Raw genomic sequence first — 17,217 nt, forward strand, 5'->3', positions numbered from 1 at the left:
GGTCCATCGAAACGCTAGCACAGGGCCCAAGTGGGCCAAAGTAAGGTTATTATGACCTTGGTTCGCGGATCAGTGATCCGGCACCGTGATCCGTAAACAGCTCTAGCAGGCAGGCATTGGGCGCCCGCCCGTCGAGGATAACAACCGCACGCACACCGTCTTTCATCGCGGCAAGGGCTGTTTCGGTCTTGGGGATCATGCCCCCTGCGATGGTGCCATCGGCGATCAACTCGGGGATCTTGGCAGGTGCAATTTCGGTCAGGACTTCGCCTGACTTGTCCTTCACCCCTTCCACATCCGTCAGCAGCAACAAGCGGTCCGCGTTCAACGCCCCGGCAATCGCCCCTGCGGCAGTGTCGCCGTTGATATTGAATGTCTCGCCGTTGCGGCCCAACCCCAAGGGGGCAATCACGGGGATCGCATGGGCGGCGTGCAAGTCGCGCAGGATTGTTGGGTCAACGTCTGCGGGTGTGCCCACAAAACCAAGCGCGGGATCCGTCTGATCGCACACAATCAGGTTGGCGTCTTTGCCTGACAGGCCAACGGCCTTGCCGCCCTCATCGCTTATGGCTTGCACAAGGCGGTTGTTCACCTGACCGGACAAAACCATTTCGACAACATCCATGGTGGCCTGATCGGTAACCCGTTTGCCATTCACGAACTCGGAGTGGATATCCAGCTTGCCCAGCAACTCATTGATCATCGGACCGCCGCCGTGAACAATCACCGGGTTCAGTCCAACCTGACGCATCAGCACCACGTCGCGCGCAAAGCTGCGCATTGCCGCATCGCTGCCCATGGCGTTTCCGCCCAGCTTGATCACAACCGTCGCGCCGGCATAACGCTGCATATAGGGCAGGGCCTGGCTTAGGGTTTGCGCGGTTGCGATCCAATCACGGTTCATGTCCTGGTCCCTTGTCTTCACTGGATGCCTGCAATGATAGCGCGCAGGGTCGGGATGCCGTCGCCCTTCTCCGAGGATGTCAGGATGATCTCTGGGAAGGCCGCGGGGTGCTTGGCCAAGGCAGCCCTTGTCTTGTCGAGCGAGGCGTTCAGCGCGTCGCCTTTCAGCTTATCCACTTTGGTCATGACAACCTGAAACGTCACTGCAGCACTGTCGAGCAGCGACATGATTTCTTCGTCAACGGCCTTGGCGCCGTGCCGCGCATCGATCAGCACAAAGACCCGGCGCAGTGTTTGGCGGCCCGAGAGGTACTGCTTGAGCAAGCGCTGCCATTTTTCCACAACGGCGACCGGCGCATTGGCAAAGCCATAGCCGGGTAGATCGACAACGTAGATGTCGCCTGCGGTGAAAAAGTTGATCTCTTGTGTGCGTCCCGGCGTGTTGGACGCGCGGGCGAGGCCCTTGCGCCCTGTCAGCGCGTTGATCAGGGATGATTTGCCGACGTTTGACCGCCCGGCAAAGCAAATCTCGACCCGGTCCGCAGCGGGCAGGCCATCCATGGCCACAACGCCTTTGACGAAATCGGTCTCACCCGCGAACAGCAGGCGCCCTTTTTCGAGGGCCTGTGCGTCAGGCTCTGCCACCTCGGGGAACCGCATTTCCATCGTCAGACTACCTTTGCCGTGTCGTTCGTGGCGATCTTACCGCCCTTGATCACCTTGGCATAGACGCCAAAGTCCTGATGGTTCCAGCCGTCGCGCAAGGCCGCCAGGGTGTCGGCGTCACGTTTGCCGGTGTGCGGGTTGGCCATGGTGTGCTTGCAGCGCTCAATGGGTTCGACGACGTGCAGGATGGCCTCTCCGATCTGGACGTCTTTGCCCAGCCATTCCAGTTCTTCCCAAGGGCCTGCATCATCCAGCCAGATGTTCCCGCGCCAGCGCTCGATCTCAAGCGGGCGACCCAGTTTTTGCGACACGGCGTTGTGGCTCGCGTGGGTCATGATGGACACCGTTGGATAGTTGCTGTCGGTCATCCCGCGGTCGGGCGCCTTGGCTAACCCGGTGGGCTGGCGTTTGTCCGCCGGACAAAGCGGTTGCACCCACGCGATGAAACGGGCCACGTCGGTGGGATCATCGGGGCGAAAGCTGATCGCGCCCAAGGCGTCGTGCCGCAAGGCGATAGTCGCGTTCGTTTCGTCCAGTGTTGCCCAGATACCGGCAAGGTCCGGGGTGGCTGCGCCAATCATGAAGTTCCGACACATCACCCATGCTGGGTTGCTGTGGTCAAACTTTGTCGCGTCATGGGTCACAGCCCAATGCCTGTCCCAAGGCATCGTCTGCCCTGCGATAAGCGTGACCTGATCCAGCGCTTCGCGACCGTGACTTTTGATGGGGTGCCGCCACAGTGCTGCGACACTTGGCATCTACTTGCCCTCTTTCTTGTCGGTCTCGGTGGCGGGCGCCTTTTTCTTGAGGCTGGATTTGATGTTGCCAAACACATCCGGTTTCGCCCCATGGCTGCGCATAATCGCATACTGCTGGGTGAAGGTGATGATGTTGTTGGCAATCCAGTACAGCACCAGACCGGATGCAAACGAGCCGAGCATGAACATGAAGACCCATGGCATCCAAGCAAAGATCATCTGCTGTGTAGGGTCGGTTGGCGCGGGGTTCAGCTTTTGCTGCAACCACATGGACACACCCAGAAGGATCGGCAGGATACCAATCATGATGACCGCAAGGATTGACCCCGGCTCTGGTCCGGCAAAGGGCAGCAAACCAAACAGGTTCAGGATCGAGGATGGATCAGGCGCGCTGAGATCCTCAATCCAGCCGATCCACGGTGCGTGGCGCAGCTCGATGGTGACAAAGATCACCTTGTAGAGCGAAAAGAAGATCGGAATTTGCAACAGGATGGGCAAACAGCCCGCAGCGGGGTTCACCTTGTTGTCCTTGTAGAGCTTCATCATGCCTTGCTGCATGGCTTGCTTGTCATCGCCCGCGCTCTCTTTGAGCTTTTCCATCTCTGGCTGTAGCTCTTTCATCTTGGCCATCGACACGTAGGATTTATAGGCCAGCGGCAGCACGATGATCTTGAGGATCACGGTCAGCGCGAGGATCGACCAGCCCATGTTGCCGATAAAGATGTTGAGGTAGTGCAACAGCGCAAAGATCGGCTTGGTCAAGAAGAAGAACCAGCCCCAGTCGATACTATCAAGAAAGCCCGACACGCCACCTTCGTTTTCATAGCTGCGGATTGCTCCCCATTCTTTGGCACCGGCAAAAAGGCGGGTGGTTACGGTCGCTGTCGCACCCGCTTCCACGGTTTCAATTGGCATTACCGCTTCGGCCTGAAACAGGTCGCGGGTGTCGAAATATTTCGAGGTTGAGCGGAACGGCGTCGCCTGATCAGGGATCAGGGTCGTCATCCAATAGTGGTCGGTGTAGCCCAGCCAGCCAGAGCCGGTAACATCTAAACGCTCGGCTTGTGTGCGTTCGCGCGGATCAACGTCGTATTCCGTGATGTCGTCATAGTCGGTTTCCTCCAGCTCACCATCTGTCATCCGCACAAGGCCTTCGTGCAGGATAAAGAAGTTCTTGAGGTCATCGGGTTCGCCGTGACGGCGCAGCAAACCATAGGGCCGCGCGGACACCGCGCCGCTGCCAAGGTTTTCAACGCTTTGTGCGAAGGTGAACATGAAAGCATCATCAACCGCGATTTCGGTGCGGAAGATCTGACCAGCACCATTGTCCCAAGCCAAGGTAACCGGGTTTGACGGGGTCAGCGTATCGCCGCTTTCTAGCGACCAAATTGTTTCGGGGCCCGGCACGGCGCTGGCGTCGATGCCGTCAGTTGCCGTCCAACCGAAGGCCGCGAAGTAAGCACCGCTTTCGCCCACCGGGCGCAGCAAGCGTACGATGTCGGCGTCGTCATCGGTTGTTTCGCGGTACTGCGTCAAAGCCAGATCGTCGATCCGACCACCCTGCAACGAGATGGAGCCTGCAAATTGCGGCGTCTCAATTGCGATGCGGGGGGCCGCTGCGGCAGGTTCTGGCGCCGCGGACGGTGCCGTGGCCGCAGGGGCCACAGGATCAGCAGCGGGCAGTGTCGGGTCTTCCGCGACCTGCGCCGTTTCGGTGCCTGGTTCAACCGGCAATTCTTCGGGCGGAAACAGTGTGGTCCAGGCCACAATGACGGCAAAGCTCAACACCGTTGCCAAGATCAGGTTTCTATTCTGGTCGTCCATCTGAAAATCGCCCATTTTCACTAAGAAAGTCTGGGGGTCGTTCAACCTGTCAGGGGCCAAAAGGTCAAGCTGTTTTCAGTGAAAATGGGGCGATTGCGGCAACAGGCGTCAGGCCGTTGCCAGCCTTGGCCATTCGCTGCAATTGTCAGGTGATCAGTTTTTCGGGTCGTTGAACCGGCGTTTGACGGTTTGAAATACCTTCAGAAGACGTGGGTCTTGGCTTGCCAGCTTAGAAACCATCTCGGAAAAAGCGGCGTCGTCTTGCCCATAAAATGCTTGGGCTGCCTCTTGCGGGCTCATGGATTGAGATACTGACTTCATACGTGTTCACCTTTCGCACCTACTATCAGATCCACACTAATTGTGTATCTGGGTGAAAATGAGGCCGTATTGGGGCCATCTTCTTGATTTGCCCACGTGTATGGAATGTCACGTGAAAGCCGGGTTGAGCGCTGTTTCGATAAAGCAAATAGCCTTTTGAGTCGCTCTATAAATTACGTTTACGTTAGTTGCCATATTGAACCGACTCGCAACCACCATTTCAAGAGCGATCTTTCTTGAAGATTAACAATAAGTTAACGGAAAATTACATGCTTAAGTTGTGTAACTCGTTGAGTTACAATCTATCCCTGAGGCTGTACCAGAGCATTGCGAGTACCAGAAGCGGTGCGCGCAGCGCGGGCCCGCCTGGGAATTTCAGTGTCGGAACCTGTGCCATGATGTCGAACCGTTCGGCCTGTCCGGCGATGGTTTCTGCCGCAATTTGACCGGATAACGTGGCAAGCGCGACACCAGCACCAGAAAACCCTGATGCGGTCAGGATATTCCCGCCGAGCCGCTCAAAGTGCGGCATCCGGTTCATCGTGATCCCCAGCGTCCCGCCCCATGCATGATCAATGCTGATATCATTGAGTTGCGGAAAGATTTCGGCCAGCGGTCTGCGCACGGCAGAGGCGATATCGGTGGGAAACTTGTACCCATAACTTTCGGTGCCGCCAAAAAGCAGCCTGTGATCTTCGGAAAACCGAAAGTAGTTCACCACGAATTTGCTGTCGGCAACGGCATGGTTGTTGCGCAGCACATCTTCCTGCGCCTCAGGCGACATAGGGCTGGTGGCAACAATGTAGTTGTTGATCGGCATGACCCGCTGCGCCACATGCGGTTGAATGGTCCCTAGATAGCCATTGCACCCCAACACCACATGCGAGGCCTTGATCTGCGCCTGATCGGTGCTGATCGTGACGGGGTCGCCCTCTGCTAGACTGGTGACCTTGCTTTGCTCAAAGATGCGCGCGCCGGATTTTACCGCGAGCCGGGCCAGACCCAGCGCCAGTTCCAGCGGGTTCACATGACCGCCGCCCATATCAAGGGTGCCACCATGATATGCAGGCGAATTGACCAGATGTCGGCATTCGTCAGGCTCAAGCACGCGCAGTTGGTCGTAGCCATATTTGCGCGACATATGATCGACATAGGCTTGGTTGTGATGGTGGTCGCGCTGGCGATGCACGGTGTGGATGATGCCGTCATTGAAATCAGTATGAACCTCGGCCATCTGGCAAAGCTCTCGCACGAGGCCTACGGCCTGACTGCCAATGGACCAGAGCTGGCGTGCGTGCGCGTCGCCGACCATATCCTCCAGCTCATCCTGATCGCGGCGCTGGCCCATGCTGACCTGACCGCCGTTGCGTCCCGATGCGCCAAAACCGACCCGCTGCGCCTCGACCAGGATCACGTCATAGCCGCGCTGGGCCAGATGATAGGCGGTGGACAGGCCAGTAAAGCCTCCACCCACCACGCAGACGTCACAGGTCAGCGCGCCCTTTGCGCTTGGAAAACGCGCCAGCTTGTCGGCACGCGCGGCATAGTAGGACGGCGGGTATTCCCCTTGTCGATCATTGACAGTCAGCAGATCCATGTCGGTCAGCCTGTTTTCATCAATCCATCAGCCAGCACTTGCTCGTAAGCCTCATCCAGTGACTTGCGCGCACGCGTGATCAGGATGTCGATCTCTTCGATGGAAATCGTCAGCGGAGGCGAGATGATCAACCGATCCCCCACGCTACGCATGATGATGTTATTTGCAAAGCAACGGTCACGGCAGATAAACCCAACGGTGCCCGGATCAGGGAACGCGGCGCGAGTGGCCCTGTCGGGCGTCAGCGCGATGGAGGCCATCATGCCGACGATCTTGGCCTCGCCCACAAGAGGGTGATCCATCAGCCCTTCCCATTGTTCGCGCAGGTATGGGGCAGTCACGTCGCGCACAGTGTCGATGATTTTTTCTTCTTCCAGAATACGCAGGTTTTCAAGCGCAACCGCACAGGCCACCGGATGGCCCGAATAGGTGTAGCCGTGGTTGAACTCCGTCTCGCGGAGCACCCCTGCAACCTTGTCTGATACAATCGACCCGCCAATCGGAATGTAGCCAGAGCTAAGGCCTTTCGCGATGGTAATCACGTCAGGTTCAATCCCTACGGTTTGAGAGCCAAACCAGTTGCCAGTCCGCCCAAAGCCGCAAATCACCTCATCGGCGATCAGCAGAATGTCGTAGGCTTTGCAGATGCGCTGAATTTCCGGCCAATAGGTCTCTGGCGGTACGATCACACCGCCTGCACCCTGAATGGGTTCGGCGATGAAGGCCGCGACCTTGTCCGGCCCGACCTCCTTGATCTTTGCCTCTAGCTGTTGGGCACGTTCCAGCCCGAAGGCCTCTGGTGTCGTATCACCGCCTTCGGCCCACCAGTTTGGTTGATCGATGAACTCAATGCCAGGGATAGGCAGGCTGCCCTGGCCGTGCATCCCCTTCATGCCGCCCAGTGATGCCCCGCCGATGGTGGAGCCGTGATAGGCGTTCCAGCGCGAAATGATCACATCACGATCTGGCTGGCCTTTTTCTGCCCAATAGGTGCGCACAAGGCGGATATTGGTGTCATTGGCATCCGAACCACCGCTGGCAAAGAACACATGATTTAGATCACCCGGCGCCAGTTCCGCCAGTTTCTGGGCGAGCATGATCGCGGGCACGTGGGTCGTCTGAAAGAAGGTATTGTAATAGGGCAGTTCTTTCATCTGGCGGGCCGCGGCTTCGGCCAGTTCATCGCGGCCATAACCGATGTTCACACACCACAGGCCTGCCATACCGTCGATGATCTCTTCGCCTTCGCTGTCCTTCAGCCAGACGCCATTGGCGGCTGTGATGACGCGGGGGCCTTTGTCTGACAGCTCGTTGGCATGGGTGAATGGATGCAGGTGATGGGCAGCGTCCATTTCCTGAAGCTCGGCTGTGGGCGGATAGTTGGCAAGGATATTCATTGCGACCTCGGATCATGCAGTTGCTGGGAAGAACGTGACACCGATTTACGGTTTCGAAAAGGCCTGCAAAGCATCCACCATGGATTTTGCACGCTGCGGGCGCGTTTGACCTGTCTCAGATGCCAAATCCGAGAAAATCAGGACATTCTATTTGCAAAATTGCCGTTCTTGTTAAAGACTTTGTCGATGAAGCGAAATCCTAGGGGAGACATGGATGCTTAAGATGAAAACCGGCGTCATTCTGGCTGCCGCCGTTGCAACTGCACAGGCAGGCTGGGCGGAAGAAGTGCGCGTTTACAACTGGTCCGACTACATCGATGAAGACCTGCTAACCAAGTTTGAAGAAGAAACCGGGTACGAGCTGATCTACGATGTGTTTGACAGCAACGAAGTCCTGGAAACTAAACTTCTCGCTGGTGGATCTGGCTATGATGTTGTGGTGCCATCGGGTACATTCCTGCAACGCCAAATCACAGCGGGCGCGTTTCAGCCGCTAGATGCATCCATGCTGGAAAATACCGGCAACCTCTGGGACGTTGTTCAAGCGCGTACGGAAACATATGATCCCGGTGGTGCTTACTCCATCAACTATATGTGGGGCACCACCGGCATCGGCGTGAACGTCGATAAGGTGACAGAGCTTCTGGGCGAGGACGCGCCCATTGCATCGCTCGACCTGATCTTTGACCCTGCAAACATGGAAAAGCTGGCCGAATGTGGCGTGCATTTCCTTGATGCCCCGTCCGAGATTATCCCGGCGGCCTTGCAGTACATTGGCGAAGACCCTGACAGCAAAGACGAAGACGTGCTTGCCAAGGCAGAGCCGATCCTGACTGCTGTGCGTCCCTATGTGCAGAAGTATCACAGCTCTGAATATATCTCGGCGTTGGCCAATGGTGATATCTGTGTGGCTTTTGGCTGGTCCGGCGACATCCTGCAATCGCGCGACCGCGCATGGGAAGCCGACAATGGGGTTGAGGTCGCCTATAATGCGCCATCCGAGGGTGCATTGATGTGGTTTGACCAAATGGCGATCCCAGTGGATGCGCCAAACCCCGCAGGCGCCCACGCCTTCCTTGATTTCATCATGAATGCGGAAAACATGGCTGCGGCCTCAAACTACGTCTACTACGCCAACGGCAACGTGGCATCGCAGCCGCTGTTGGAAGAGGACGTGATCGGAGATCCGGCGATCTATCCAGATGCCGAGACGCTTGAGACACTTTATACAACTACACCCTATGATGCGCGCGCGCAGCGCTTCGTGACACGGATGTGGACACGTATCAAATCCGGCACCTAAGTGCCTTGTCCGGCCCGACAGATGTCGGGCCGGACTACCTTTCCCAGTGCCGGCCCCGGAGCCCTGACCGCATATGTCCCAAAACGAATTCGCGCCGTGGAACGATTCTGCCGCAAAGCCGTTGATCCAGTTTCAGAATGTCACCAAGCAATTCGGGGATTTTACCGCCGTCGATGATCTGAGCATCGACATCTATGAACAAGAATTCTTTGCCCTGCTTGGCCCGTCGGGCTGTGGCAAAACCACGATGATGCGCATGCTGGCCGGGTTTGAAAAACCCACAGGCGGGACGATCCTGCTGGACGGCAAAGACATCTCGCCGATCCCACCCAACAAACGCAGCGTGAACATGATGTTCCAATCCTACGCGCTGTTCCCGCATCTGACGGTCTATGACAACATCGCCTTTGGTCTGAAACGATCCGACATGCCAAGAGATCAGATCGACGACCGCGTTAACAAGATGCTCAAGCTGGTCCAGATCGAGAAATTCGCAAACCGCAAGCCCGAGCAGATTTCCGGAGGCCAACGCCAGCGCGTGGCTTTGGCCCGCGCCCTTGCGAAAGCACCCAAATTGCTGCTGCTGGATGAGCCGCTTTCTGCACTGGATAAGAAACTCCGTCAGGACACCCAGTTTGAGCTGATGGATATTCAGGAAAAAACCGGCACCACCTTTGTGATCGTCACCCATGATCAGGAAGAAGCGATGACGGTGGCCAGCCGCGTGGCCGTGATGAATTTCGGCAAGCTCATTCAGGTCGATACGCCGACCCAGATTTATGAAGCGCCCAATAGCGCCTATGTGGCCGACTTTATTGGCGACGTGAACATCATCGAAGGCAATGCAACGAAGGACGGCGATAAGGTGTCGATTGCCTGGGCCGAGGGCCAGCCAGAGATCGTCGGCACCCCGTCGCAGCCCGTTGGCGAAGGGCGCGTCAGCTTTATCATCCGCCCTGAAAAGATCACGATTTCATCGGACAAGCCGACCGACCGGCGCAATGCGGTGCAGGGTAAGGTGCTCGACATTGCCTATCTAGGCAATTTGTCGACCTACCACGTGGAAATGCCCAATGGCATTGTGATCAAGGCGCAGGCCGCCAACCAGCGCCGCCGCGATAGCCTGCCATTTACGTGGGAAGATCCGGTCTGGCTATCATGGAGCGATACCGCCGGTGTCGTGCTAGAGGGGTAGGGGCAGGTATGAACTGGCGCCGCATCGCACTCATCTCTGTTCCGTATTTCTGGCTGCTGGGGTTGTTCCTTGTCCCGTTCTTTATCGTCCTCAAGATATCTCTGTCAGACATTGCGCTGGCCATCCCGCCCTATACGCCGACGCTAGAGCTATCCGAGGGATGGTCGGGCCTGCGCGATCTGGTTGCCCAGCTTGATTTTGAAAACTTCGCCTTTCTGGCAGATGATGATCTTTACTGGAAAAGCTATCTTTCCAGCGTGCAGATCGCGTTCATTTCGACGTTTATCTGCCTGCTGATTGGCTTTCCCATCGCTTACGGCATGGCCAATGCGCCCACCGAATGGCAACCGACCCTCATGCTGCTGGTGATCCTGCCGTTCTGGACCAGTTTTCTGATCCGGGTCTATTCGCTGATCGGACTGCTGAGCCAGGAGGGGATGATCAATCAATTCCTGATGTGGATCGGGATTATTAATGAACCGCTGATGATCCTCAATACCAACTGGGCTGTCTATATCGGGATTGTTTACACCTATTGCCCGTTCATGATCCTGCCGATTTACGCCACGCTGATCAAACTCGATGCCTCGCTTTTGGAAGCCGCCGAGGATCTGGGTTGTTCCCGAACAGAGGCGTTTTGGCGTATCACGATCCCCCTGTCCAAGGCGGGTATCATCGCCGGGTGTTTCCTTGTTTTCATCCCTGCGCTGGGCGAATTTGTGATCCCATCGCTGCTGGGCGGCTCTGGCACGCTGATGATCGGCAAGGTCCTGTTTGAGGAGTTCTTTGCCAACCGTGACTGGCCGGTGGCCAGCGCTGTGGCGGTGATCTTGCTGTTGATCCTGATCATCCCGATCGTGATGTATCAACGCAATGAGCAAAAAATGATGGAGGCCGACACATGAGACGGCTGACATGGTTCAATGCAACGTCACTCACCCTGGGGTTTGCGTTTCTCTACATTCCGATGATCATTGTGATCATCTATAGCTTCAACGAAAGCCGTCTGGTGACAGTCTGGGGTGGGTTCTCGACCAAATGGTACGGGGAGCTTTTCCAGAATGAAGCGTTTCTGGATGCCGCATTGGTCACGTTTCAGGTTGGTCTGATCTCATCCCTGATTGCCACTGTACTTGGCACCATGGGAGCCTATGTGCTGGTGCGCGGGGGGCGGTTCTTTGGGCGCACGCTGTTCTCTGGGATGATCTACGCACCGCTTGTGATGCCCGAAGTGATCACGGGCCTGTCGCTGCTGCTGTTGTTCATCTCGATCGGGTTGGACCGTGGCATGACGACAATCGTGCTGGCGCACGCAACATTTTCGATGTGCTACGTCTCAGTGGTGGTCAGTTCACGCTTGGTCAGTTTTGACCGTTCGGTAGAAGAGGCCGCTCTTGATCTGGGATGCACGCCTTTTGACGCTTTCCGTTCTGTCACCCTGCCCATCATCGCACCGGCCGTGATTTCCGGCTGGTTGCTGGCGCTGACACTGTCGCTGGATGATCTGGTGATTGCATCCTTCGTGGCGGGCCCGTCCTCAACCACACTGCCGATTAAGGTCTTCAGCTCGGTCCGGCTGGGCGTCAGTCCCGAGATCAACGCGCTTTCAACAATCCTGATCGGGATCGTCACGATTGGCACGGTCGCCGCTTCCCTGACTACCAAACGGGCGGCACTGCGCCGCAAGCGCGAGCAACAGATGGCAGAACAGGCAAGCGGCTAAGCCTAGCTATCGAGTGAAAGATCCATATCGACCTTGGTATCAATATAGGTGCCATAAGCGGGGTGCGCGAATGCATGCATCACGTACATCGCTTCGTTCCAGATCGCTGGAATGAACCGCTTCTGCGCCAGCCCATGGATGAGCGCGATTTTTTGGGTGTCGTGATTTGCGTTGAACTCATTGATTGCCAGCAGTTCGCCCACAAATTCGCAGTGCAATTCGTTGTCGGGACCGATCGTATCATCAAAGAAGCAATAGGTTCTGGGCAGCATTTTTGAGGAATCAGCGTCAAAAATCCGAAAGGCCGCCATGGTCGAAGTGTAGAAATCCAGATCGAAGGATACAAAACCGACCGGTGCGACGTCATCACGCTTGCAGAATTCAGGCACGGTATCGGCGACATCCCCGATAACAAGCTGCGCTGTTGTTAGGCGCGCCCTCAGCTTGGGCACATCCATTTTGAACTGTTCCATCTTCCATGCATAAGGCAGGTCGCGGTAATCAAGCGGGCGCGGCAGGCCTTCACCAATATCGAAGCCGTAGACATCAACCCGAACGCCGACTTCCTTGCCGACGTCTGCTGCGATTTGTTCCAGCGCCAAAAGCCCGTTGCCGCCGGCACAGCCAAACTCGATTGCGCTAATCGCATCAATGCCCAAGGCCTTTGCCTGCTCGGCTGCGCGGTGGACGCCATAGGCGAAATGAGGGCGGCCATAAGCGTCAAAATCAACTTTTTCACTGACCGTCGCGGCGGCGCCTTGCTTCAATCGCTGTTGTTTGAATCGTGGCGGATCAAGCGCCAGAACTGCCTTATCACGTGCGGCGCGCACCGCCTTCTTTATCGCATTCATGAACCATTTCCCAAATCACTTTGGTACCAATAATTGGTACACCTAATCTCTTACAAACGCGTGCTTTGTCAGACCAACGCTTCAAACACACCTGTATTGTTTGCCAGTCCGGTACCAATCGCACAAGCCTCCTCGTGACGGACAGCCCCCGGCGACCGCCGTACCAGATTTGTCAAAGCGTGGTGCCTGCGCATAGACTGAATGCGTATTTGAGCAAATTTGGTAAATGAAATGCATTCCAGACGAGGCTTTCTTTTGGGCGGGACGGCCGCCGTGGCCATGCCGCTCAGCGCGTGTGACAGCCTCCCTGCGATCTTCTCACTCAGCCCCAAGGGCGCGGTTGATATCCACAATCACATCTTCAATGGCAGGGATGTGCCCGCAACAGGGTTCATTCGGCAGGTGGTGCTTAGGGATGCGGATGCCCCGGTGACATCGGGCGGTTTGTTAGAGTCTCTGATCAAATTGCTGGCCCTGATCATGCTGTCAGGTACACCCACGCCAGAACAGGAGTTGAAAAGCCTGGGGCAACCACAGGCGCGTACACCAGAAGATTTGCTTGCGCAGGACGAGCGAAACACCGCACGCGGTATTGCCCGGTTTCAGCGCGAGAGCGGGGCAGAGACGTCGGGATTTCGTACGCAGCCCCGCGATGACCAAAACATTCTGGGACAGATAGAAGCCGAGCTTGGCATCGCATCAGGTCCGGGACGCACCTTCCAATTGCGCGCTGACTATCCCGCCACATTGGCCCGCGAGATTTACCGTGAAGGCACTGGGGCTCCGGACAAGGTAGGGCGCTCGTTTCAGTCAAGTAGCCGCCTTTTGTCGACGATCCGTTGGGCTGGTTTACTGACCCGCGCGCGCAATGACATTTTCGAAGAGTTGAAGCGGCTTTACGGTGGCGAGGGACAGATCAGGATATTCTCACCTTCATTGGTTGATTTTCAGCGGTGGCTAAGGCCGCGTGACACGGTTAGCTCTGTGCGGTCCCAGATCGAAGTGACGTCCCGGATTGCGCAATTGCACAAGGATGATCTGATCCTGCCCTTTGCTCCGTTTTGCCCGCTGCGCGCAGCGCTAGACGCCGAAGACAGCGAGGATCCCAATTTCGATACGCTGGCCGATCTCAAATACGCCGTGGCAAGGGGTTTTGCTGGTGTAAAGCTTTACCCGCCCATGGGTTTTCTGCCGATGGGCAATGCCAATCTGCCGAACCGCCCCTTTGTCAGGCGCTGGCCTTTGGGCGGTGGTCAGGCATTGGATGACGAGCTTGAGAAATTGTATAATTGGTGTGTCGCCGAAGGCGTGCCGATCAAGGCACATGCCAATAACTCGCTTGCGGCACAGCCGTGCAGCAGCCTTTATGCTTCGCCAACCAATTGGGTGCCTGTTTTGGCGGATCCGCGTTATCGGGAACTGCGGCTGAACCTAGCGCATTTCGGAGGGTTTGAAGAAACGCTGGATCCACCAGAGCGGTGCCGCGATCCACAAGGACGAGATTGGGAACGCATCATCGCAGGCATGCTGGACCAATATCCCAACCTCTATTTTGATATTGGGTATTGGTCAGAACTGCTCGGCCCTGGCAGCGAAGATTATGAGGATGTTATCAACAAGACGATCGCCTTGTCCCAATCGCAGCCCCTGATCGCAGAACGGATGATGTACGGTTCAGATTGGTCGATGCTGGGACGTGAACCCGCCCACAACACCTATAAGCTGCGCGTCGAAGAGGCGATGGCACGCATGTTCCCTGATCAGGACCAGCGCAATGCGATCCTTGGTGAGAATGCGCTGCGATATCTGGATTTGCGCCGCGGTACGCAGCAATGGGCGCGCTTGTCGGCCTTTTTTGCGGACAACAAGGTTTTTGCAGGATTGCTGCGCCGCGGCTGAGAATATCAGAAAATCTGTTGATCTTGACCGATGGGCCATGGTTCAAATGTATCATACCTTGGCAATAAAGGCATTGCGCGCTGCTGCTTGGGTGGGCGGAGCCTTTCTGCTCATAAGCTGGGTCTGATCGGCCCAAAGCGTGCAGCCGGCTCCATTCAACATCACAAGGCGGCGCGCCGCCAAAGCTGAAGGGTAAGCCATGCTTCACAATGATATGCTCGCGCAATGGGATCGCGATAACTTCTTTCACCCCTCCACACATCTGGCAGAATTTGCGCGGGGCAATGTGCCCCAGCGTGTCGTTACCGGTGGTCAGGGCTGCTATATCGAAGATCGCGACGGCAACCGATTGCTGGATGCCTTTGCGGGGCTCTATTGCGTCAATGTGGGCTACGGGCGGCCCGAGATTGCTCAAGCCATCGCCGATCAGGCCAGCGAGCTGGCCTATTATCACTCTTACGTCGGTCACGGCACCGAGGCCTCGATCACCCTAGCAAAGATGGTGATGGACCGCGCGCCGGATCACATGTCCAAGGTCTATTTCGGCTTGTCGGGATCAGATGCCAATGAAACCAACATCAAACTGGTCTGGTACTACAACAACATCCTTGGCCGCCCGCAGAAGAAAAAGATTATCTCGCGGTGGCGGGGCTACCACGGGTCCGGCCTGATGACTGGCTCGCTGACCGGGTTGGAGCTGTTTCACAAGAAATTCGACCTGCCATTGGCACAGGTGTTGCATACCCAAGCGCCCGACTATTTCCGGCGCAGCGATCTGGGCCAGAGCGAGGCGGCGTTTGTTGCGCATTGCGTGGCAGACCTAGAGGAGCTGATCGACCGCGAGGGGGCCGATACAATTGCGGCATTCATCGGTGAACCCGTGCTGGGCACTGGGGGGATTGTGCCGCCTCCGACGGGGTATTGGCCCGCCATTCAGGCCGTTCTGGATAGGCACGACATCCTGTTGATTGCGGATGAGGTTGTCACCGGATTTGGCCGATTAGGCACAATGTTTGGCGCAGATCACTATGGCATGCACCCGGACCTGATCACTATCGCAAAGGGACTGACATCGGCCTATGCGCCGCTGTCTGGGTCCATCGTATCGGACAAAATGTGGGCAGTGCTGGAACAGGGCACCGATGAAAATGGCCCCATCGGGCATGGATGGACCTATTCCGCCCATCCGATTGGTGCTGCTGCAGGTGTGGCGAATCTTGCGTTGATCGACACGCTGGGCTTGGTCGAGAATGCAGGCAGTGTTGGCGCTTACCTGAATGCAAAGATGCACGCGGCGCTGGGCGATCACCCACATGTGGGCGATGTGCGCGGCGAGGGCATGCTTTGCGCTGTCGAATTTGTAGCCGACAAGGACAGTCGACAATTTTACGATCCAAGCGCCAAGATCGGGCCGCAGATTGCGGCCAATCTGCTGGAACAAAGCAACGTCATCGGGCGGGCCATGCCGCAGGGTGATATCTTGGGCTTTGCCCCACCATTCTGCCTGACCCGGTCAGAGGCCGATCACATCGTCGCCGCGGCCCATCGGGCCGTCACATCCGTGCTTGGGTAATTCAGCGAAAGGACCATACGATGACCACACATAATGCTGCCTTCGCGACATCCGAATATGACCGTCGTATCGCTAAGACGCGCAGTGCCATGGCCGCTGTTGGGCTGGATGCGATCTTTGTCACCGACCCGTCCAATCAGGCATGGCTCACCGGGTATGACGGGTGGTCGTTCTATGTGCATCAGGGCGTGCTGTTAACCATGGAGGGAGAACCCATCTGGTGGGGTCGCCACATGGACATGCTGGGCGGACGCCGGACCTGCTGGATGCACCACGACAATATCATCGGTTATGGCGATCACTATGTGCAATCCACTGTGATCCACCCGATGCAGGACCTTGCTACACAGATCAAGGCGCGCGGGCTGGCGCAGGCCCGCATCGGCGTTGAGATGGAAAACTACTATTACTCCGCCAAGGCCCATGCGGTTTTGACCGAAGCGCTGCCCAACGCCACGCTGGTGGATGCCACGGCGTTGGTCAACTGGCAGCGGTTGGTCAAATCCGATCCCGAACTTGCCTTTATCCGCAAAGCGGCCCGCATCTCTGAAAAGGTGATCAACACGGCGATTGAACGCGCAGCGCCCGGCGTGCGCAAGAATGACCTTGTGGCGGACATTATGCACGCAGGCATTTCTGGCGTGGACGATGATTGGGGTGACTATCCCGCAATTGTGCCACTCACCCCATCAGGGCTGGACGCCACCGCAGCCCATCTAACGTGGGATGGGGCACCCATGCGGGCGGGCGAGGCTACGTTCTTTGAATTGTCCGGGTGCTACCGCCGCTACCACGCCCCGCTGTGTCGCACTGTTTTTCTTGGCACACCACCGGATGAGATGCGGCGCGCAGAGGCGGCCCAGCTTGAAGGCATCGCCGCTGGGTTAGAGATGGCAAGGGCAGGCAACCGCACCTGCGACATCGCCAACGCCTTCATGCAGGTCATGGCCATGCACGGTATCGAACGATCCGGGCGCATGGGCTATCCCATCGGGTTGAGCTATCCGCCCGATTGGGGCGAGCGCACGGCCTCGATCAGGAGCGAAGATGAAACCGTGCTCGAACCGGGGATGACCTTCCATTTCATGCCCGCACTTTGGATGGATACATGGGGGCTGGAGACAACCGAGACGATCCTGATCCGCGCTGATGGTCCGGCTGAGACCCTCTGCGATATCGACCGCAAACTCTTTGTGAAAGACTGATT

15 protein-coding genes are annotated in these 17,217 nt (G+C 57.0%); 7 read left to right on the forward strand and 8 right to left on the reverse strand.

Annotated features, from left to right (window positions below; genetic code table 11):
• Positions 1–49: 49 nt before the first annotated feature.
• The 7 genes from argB to DHN10_RS02060 form a co-directional block, all read right to left on the reverse strand.
• Positions 50–904 carry an acetylglutamate kinase gene (gene argB, locus DHN10_RS02035; protein WP_108813575.1) on the reverse strand — a complete coding sequence of 285 codons (855 nt, stop codon included), beginning with the start codon at positions 902–904 and terminating at the stop codon, positions 50–52.
• Positions 905–921: 17 nt separating this feature from the next.
• A complete protein-coding gene (yihA, locus tag DHN10_RS02040; RefSeq protein ID WP_108813576.1) occupies positions 922–1,569 on the reverse strand; it encodes a ribosome biogenesis GTP-binding protein YihA/YsxC in 648 nt (215 codons plus the stop codon).
• Positions 1,570–1,571: 2 nt separating this feature from the next.
• Entirely contained in the window at positions 1,572–2,327 is a 756-nt protein-coding gene (locus tag DHN10_RS02045; protein ID WP_108813577.1) for an MOSC domain-containing protein, read from the reverse strand.
• Positions 2,328–4,151 (reverse strand): membrane protein insertase YidC, encoded by a 1,824-nt coding sequence (gene yidC / locus DHN10_RS02050; RefSeq protein WP_108813895.1) that lies wholly within the window; start codon positions 4,149–4,151, stop codon positions 2,328–2,330.
• Positions 4,152–4,304: 153 nt separating this feature from the next.
• A complete protein-coding gene (locus DHN10_RS19640; protein WP_159086892.1) occupies positions 4,305–4,472 on the reverse strand; it encodes a hypothetical protein in 168 nt (55 codons plus the stop codon).
• A gap of 295 nt (positions 4,473–4,767) precedes the next feature.
• Entirely contained in the window at positions 4,768–6,069 is a 1,302-nt protein-coding gene (locus DHN10_RS02055; RefSeq protein ID WP_108813578.1) for an NAD(P)/FAD-dependent oxidoreductase, read from the reverse strand.
• A gap of 5 nt (positions 6,070–6,074) precedes the next feature.
• Complete coding sequence (locus tag DHN10_RS02060; protein WP_108813579.1) at positions 6,075–7,466, reverse strand: aspartate aminotransferase family protein; 1,392 nt, start codon at positions 7,464–7,466, stop codon at positions 6,075–6,077.
• A 223-nt stretch (positions 7,467–7,689) separates the two neighbouring features.
• Between DHN10_RS02060 and DHN10_RS02065 the strand changes: the two genes are divergently transcribed.
• The 4 genes from DHN10_RS02065 to DHN10_RS02080 all read left to right on the forward strand — a co-directional run bounded on the left by DHN10_RS02065 (position 7,690) and on the right by DHN10_RS02080 (position 11,687).
• Positions 7,690–8,769 (forward strand): polyamine ABC transporter substrate-binding protein, encoded by a 1,080-nt coding sequence (locus DHN10_RS02065; protein ID WP_108813896.1) that lies wholly within the window; start codon positions 7,690–7,692, stop codon positions 8,767–8,769.
• A gap of 73 nt (positions 8,770–8,842) precedes the next feature.
• Positions 8,843–9,964, forward strand: a complete 1,122-nt coding sequence (locus DHN10_RS02070) for an ABC transporter ATP-binding protein (RefSeq protein ID WP_108813580.1) — start codon at positions 8,843–8,845, stop codon at positions 9,962–9,964.
• 8 nt (positions 9,965–9,972) lie between these two features.
• Positions 9,973–10,869 (forward strand): ABC transporter permease subunit, encoded by an 897-nt coding sequence (locus DHN10_RS02075; protein ID WP_108813581.1) that lies wholly within the window; start codon positions 9,973–9,975, stop codon positions 10,867–10,869.
• Entirely contained in the window at positions 10,866–11,687 is an 822-nt protein-coding gene (locus DHN10_RS02080; protein WP_108813582.1) for an ABC transporter permease, read from the forward strand. Before DHN10_RS02075 ends, DHN10_RS02080 begins: the two co-directional genes overlap by 4 nt.
• Before the next feature lie 2 nt (positions 11,688–11,689).
• On the opposite strand, the gene DHN10_RS02085 is transcribed toward DHN10_RS02080, so the two are convergent.
• Positions 11,690–12,538, reverse strand: coding sequence for a hypothetical protein (locus DHN10_RS02085; protein WP_108813583.1), 849 nt, complete (start codon positions 12,536–12,538; stop codon positions 11,690–11,692).
• 231 nt (positions 12,539–12,769) lie between these two features.
• Between DHN10_RS02085 and DHN10_RS02090 the strand changes: the two genes are divergently transcribed.
• The 3 genes from DHN10_RS02090 (at position 12,770) to DHN10_RS02100 (ending at position 17,215) form a co-directional block, all read left to right on the forward strand.
• Positions 12,770–14,437, forward strand: coding sequence for an amidohydrolase family protein (locus tag DHN10_RS02090; protein WP_108813584.1), 1,668 nt, complete (start codon positions 12,770–12,772; stop codon positions 14,435–14,437).
• A 199-nt stretch (positions 14,438–14,636) separates the two neighbouring features.
• Entirely contained in the window at positions 14,637–16,010 is a 1,374-nt protein-coding gene (locus DHN10_RS02095) for an aspartate aminotransferase family protein (protein ID WP_108813585.1), read from the forward strand.
• Between the two features lie 20 nt (positions 16,011–16,030).
• Positions 16,031–17,215 carry a M24 family metallopeptidase gene (locus DHN10_RS02100; protein ID WP_108813586.1) on the forward strand — a complete coding sequence of 395 codons (1,185 nt, stop codon included), beginning with the start codon at positions 16,031–16,033 and terminating at the stop codon, positions 17,213–17,215.
• The last annotated feature ends 2 nt before the right edge of the window (positions 17,216–17,217 follow it).

Source organism: Loktanella sp. Alg231-35 (genome assembly GCF_900143545.1).
Lineage (GTDB): Bacteria > Pseudomonadota > Alphaproteobacteria > Rhodobacterales > Rhodobacteraceae > Yoonia.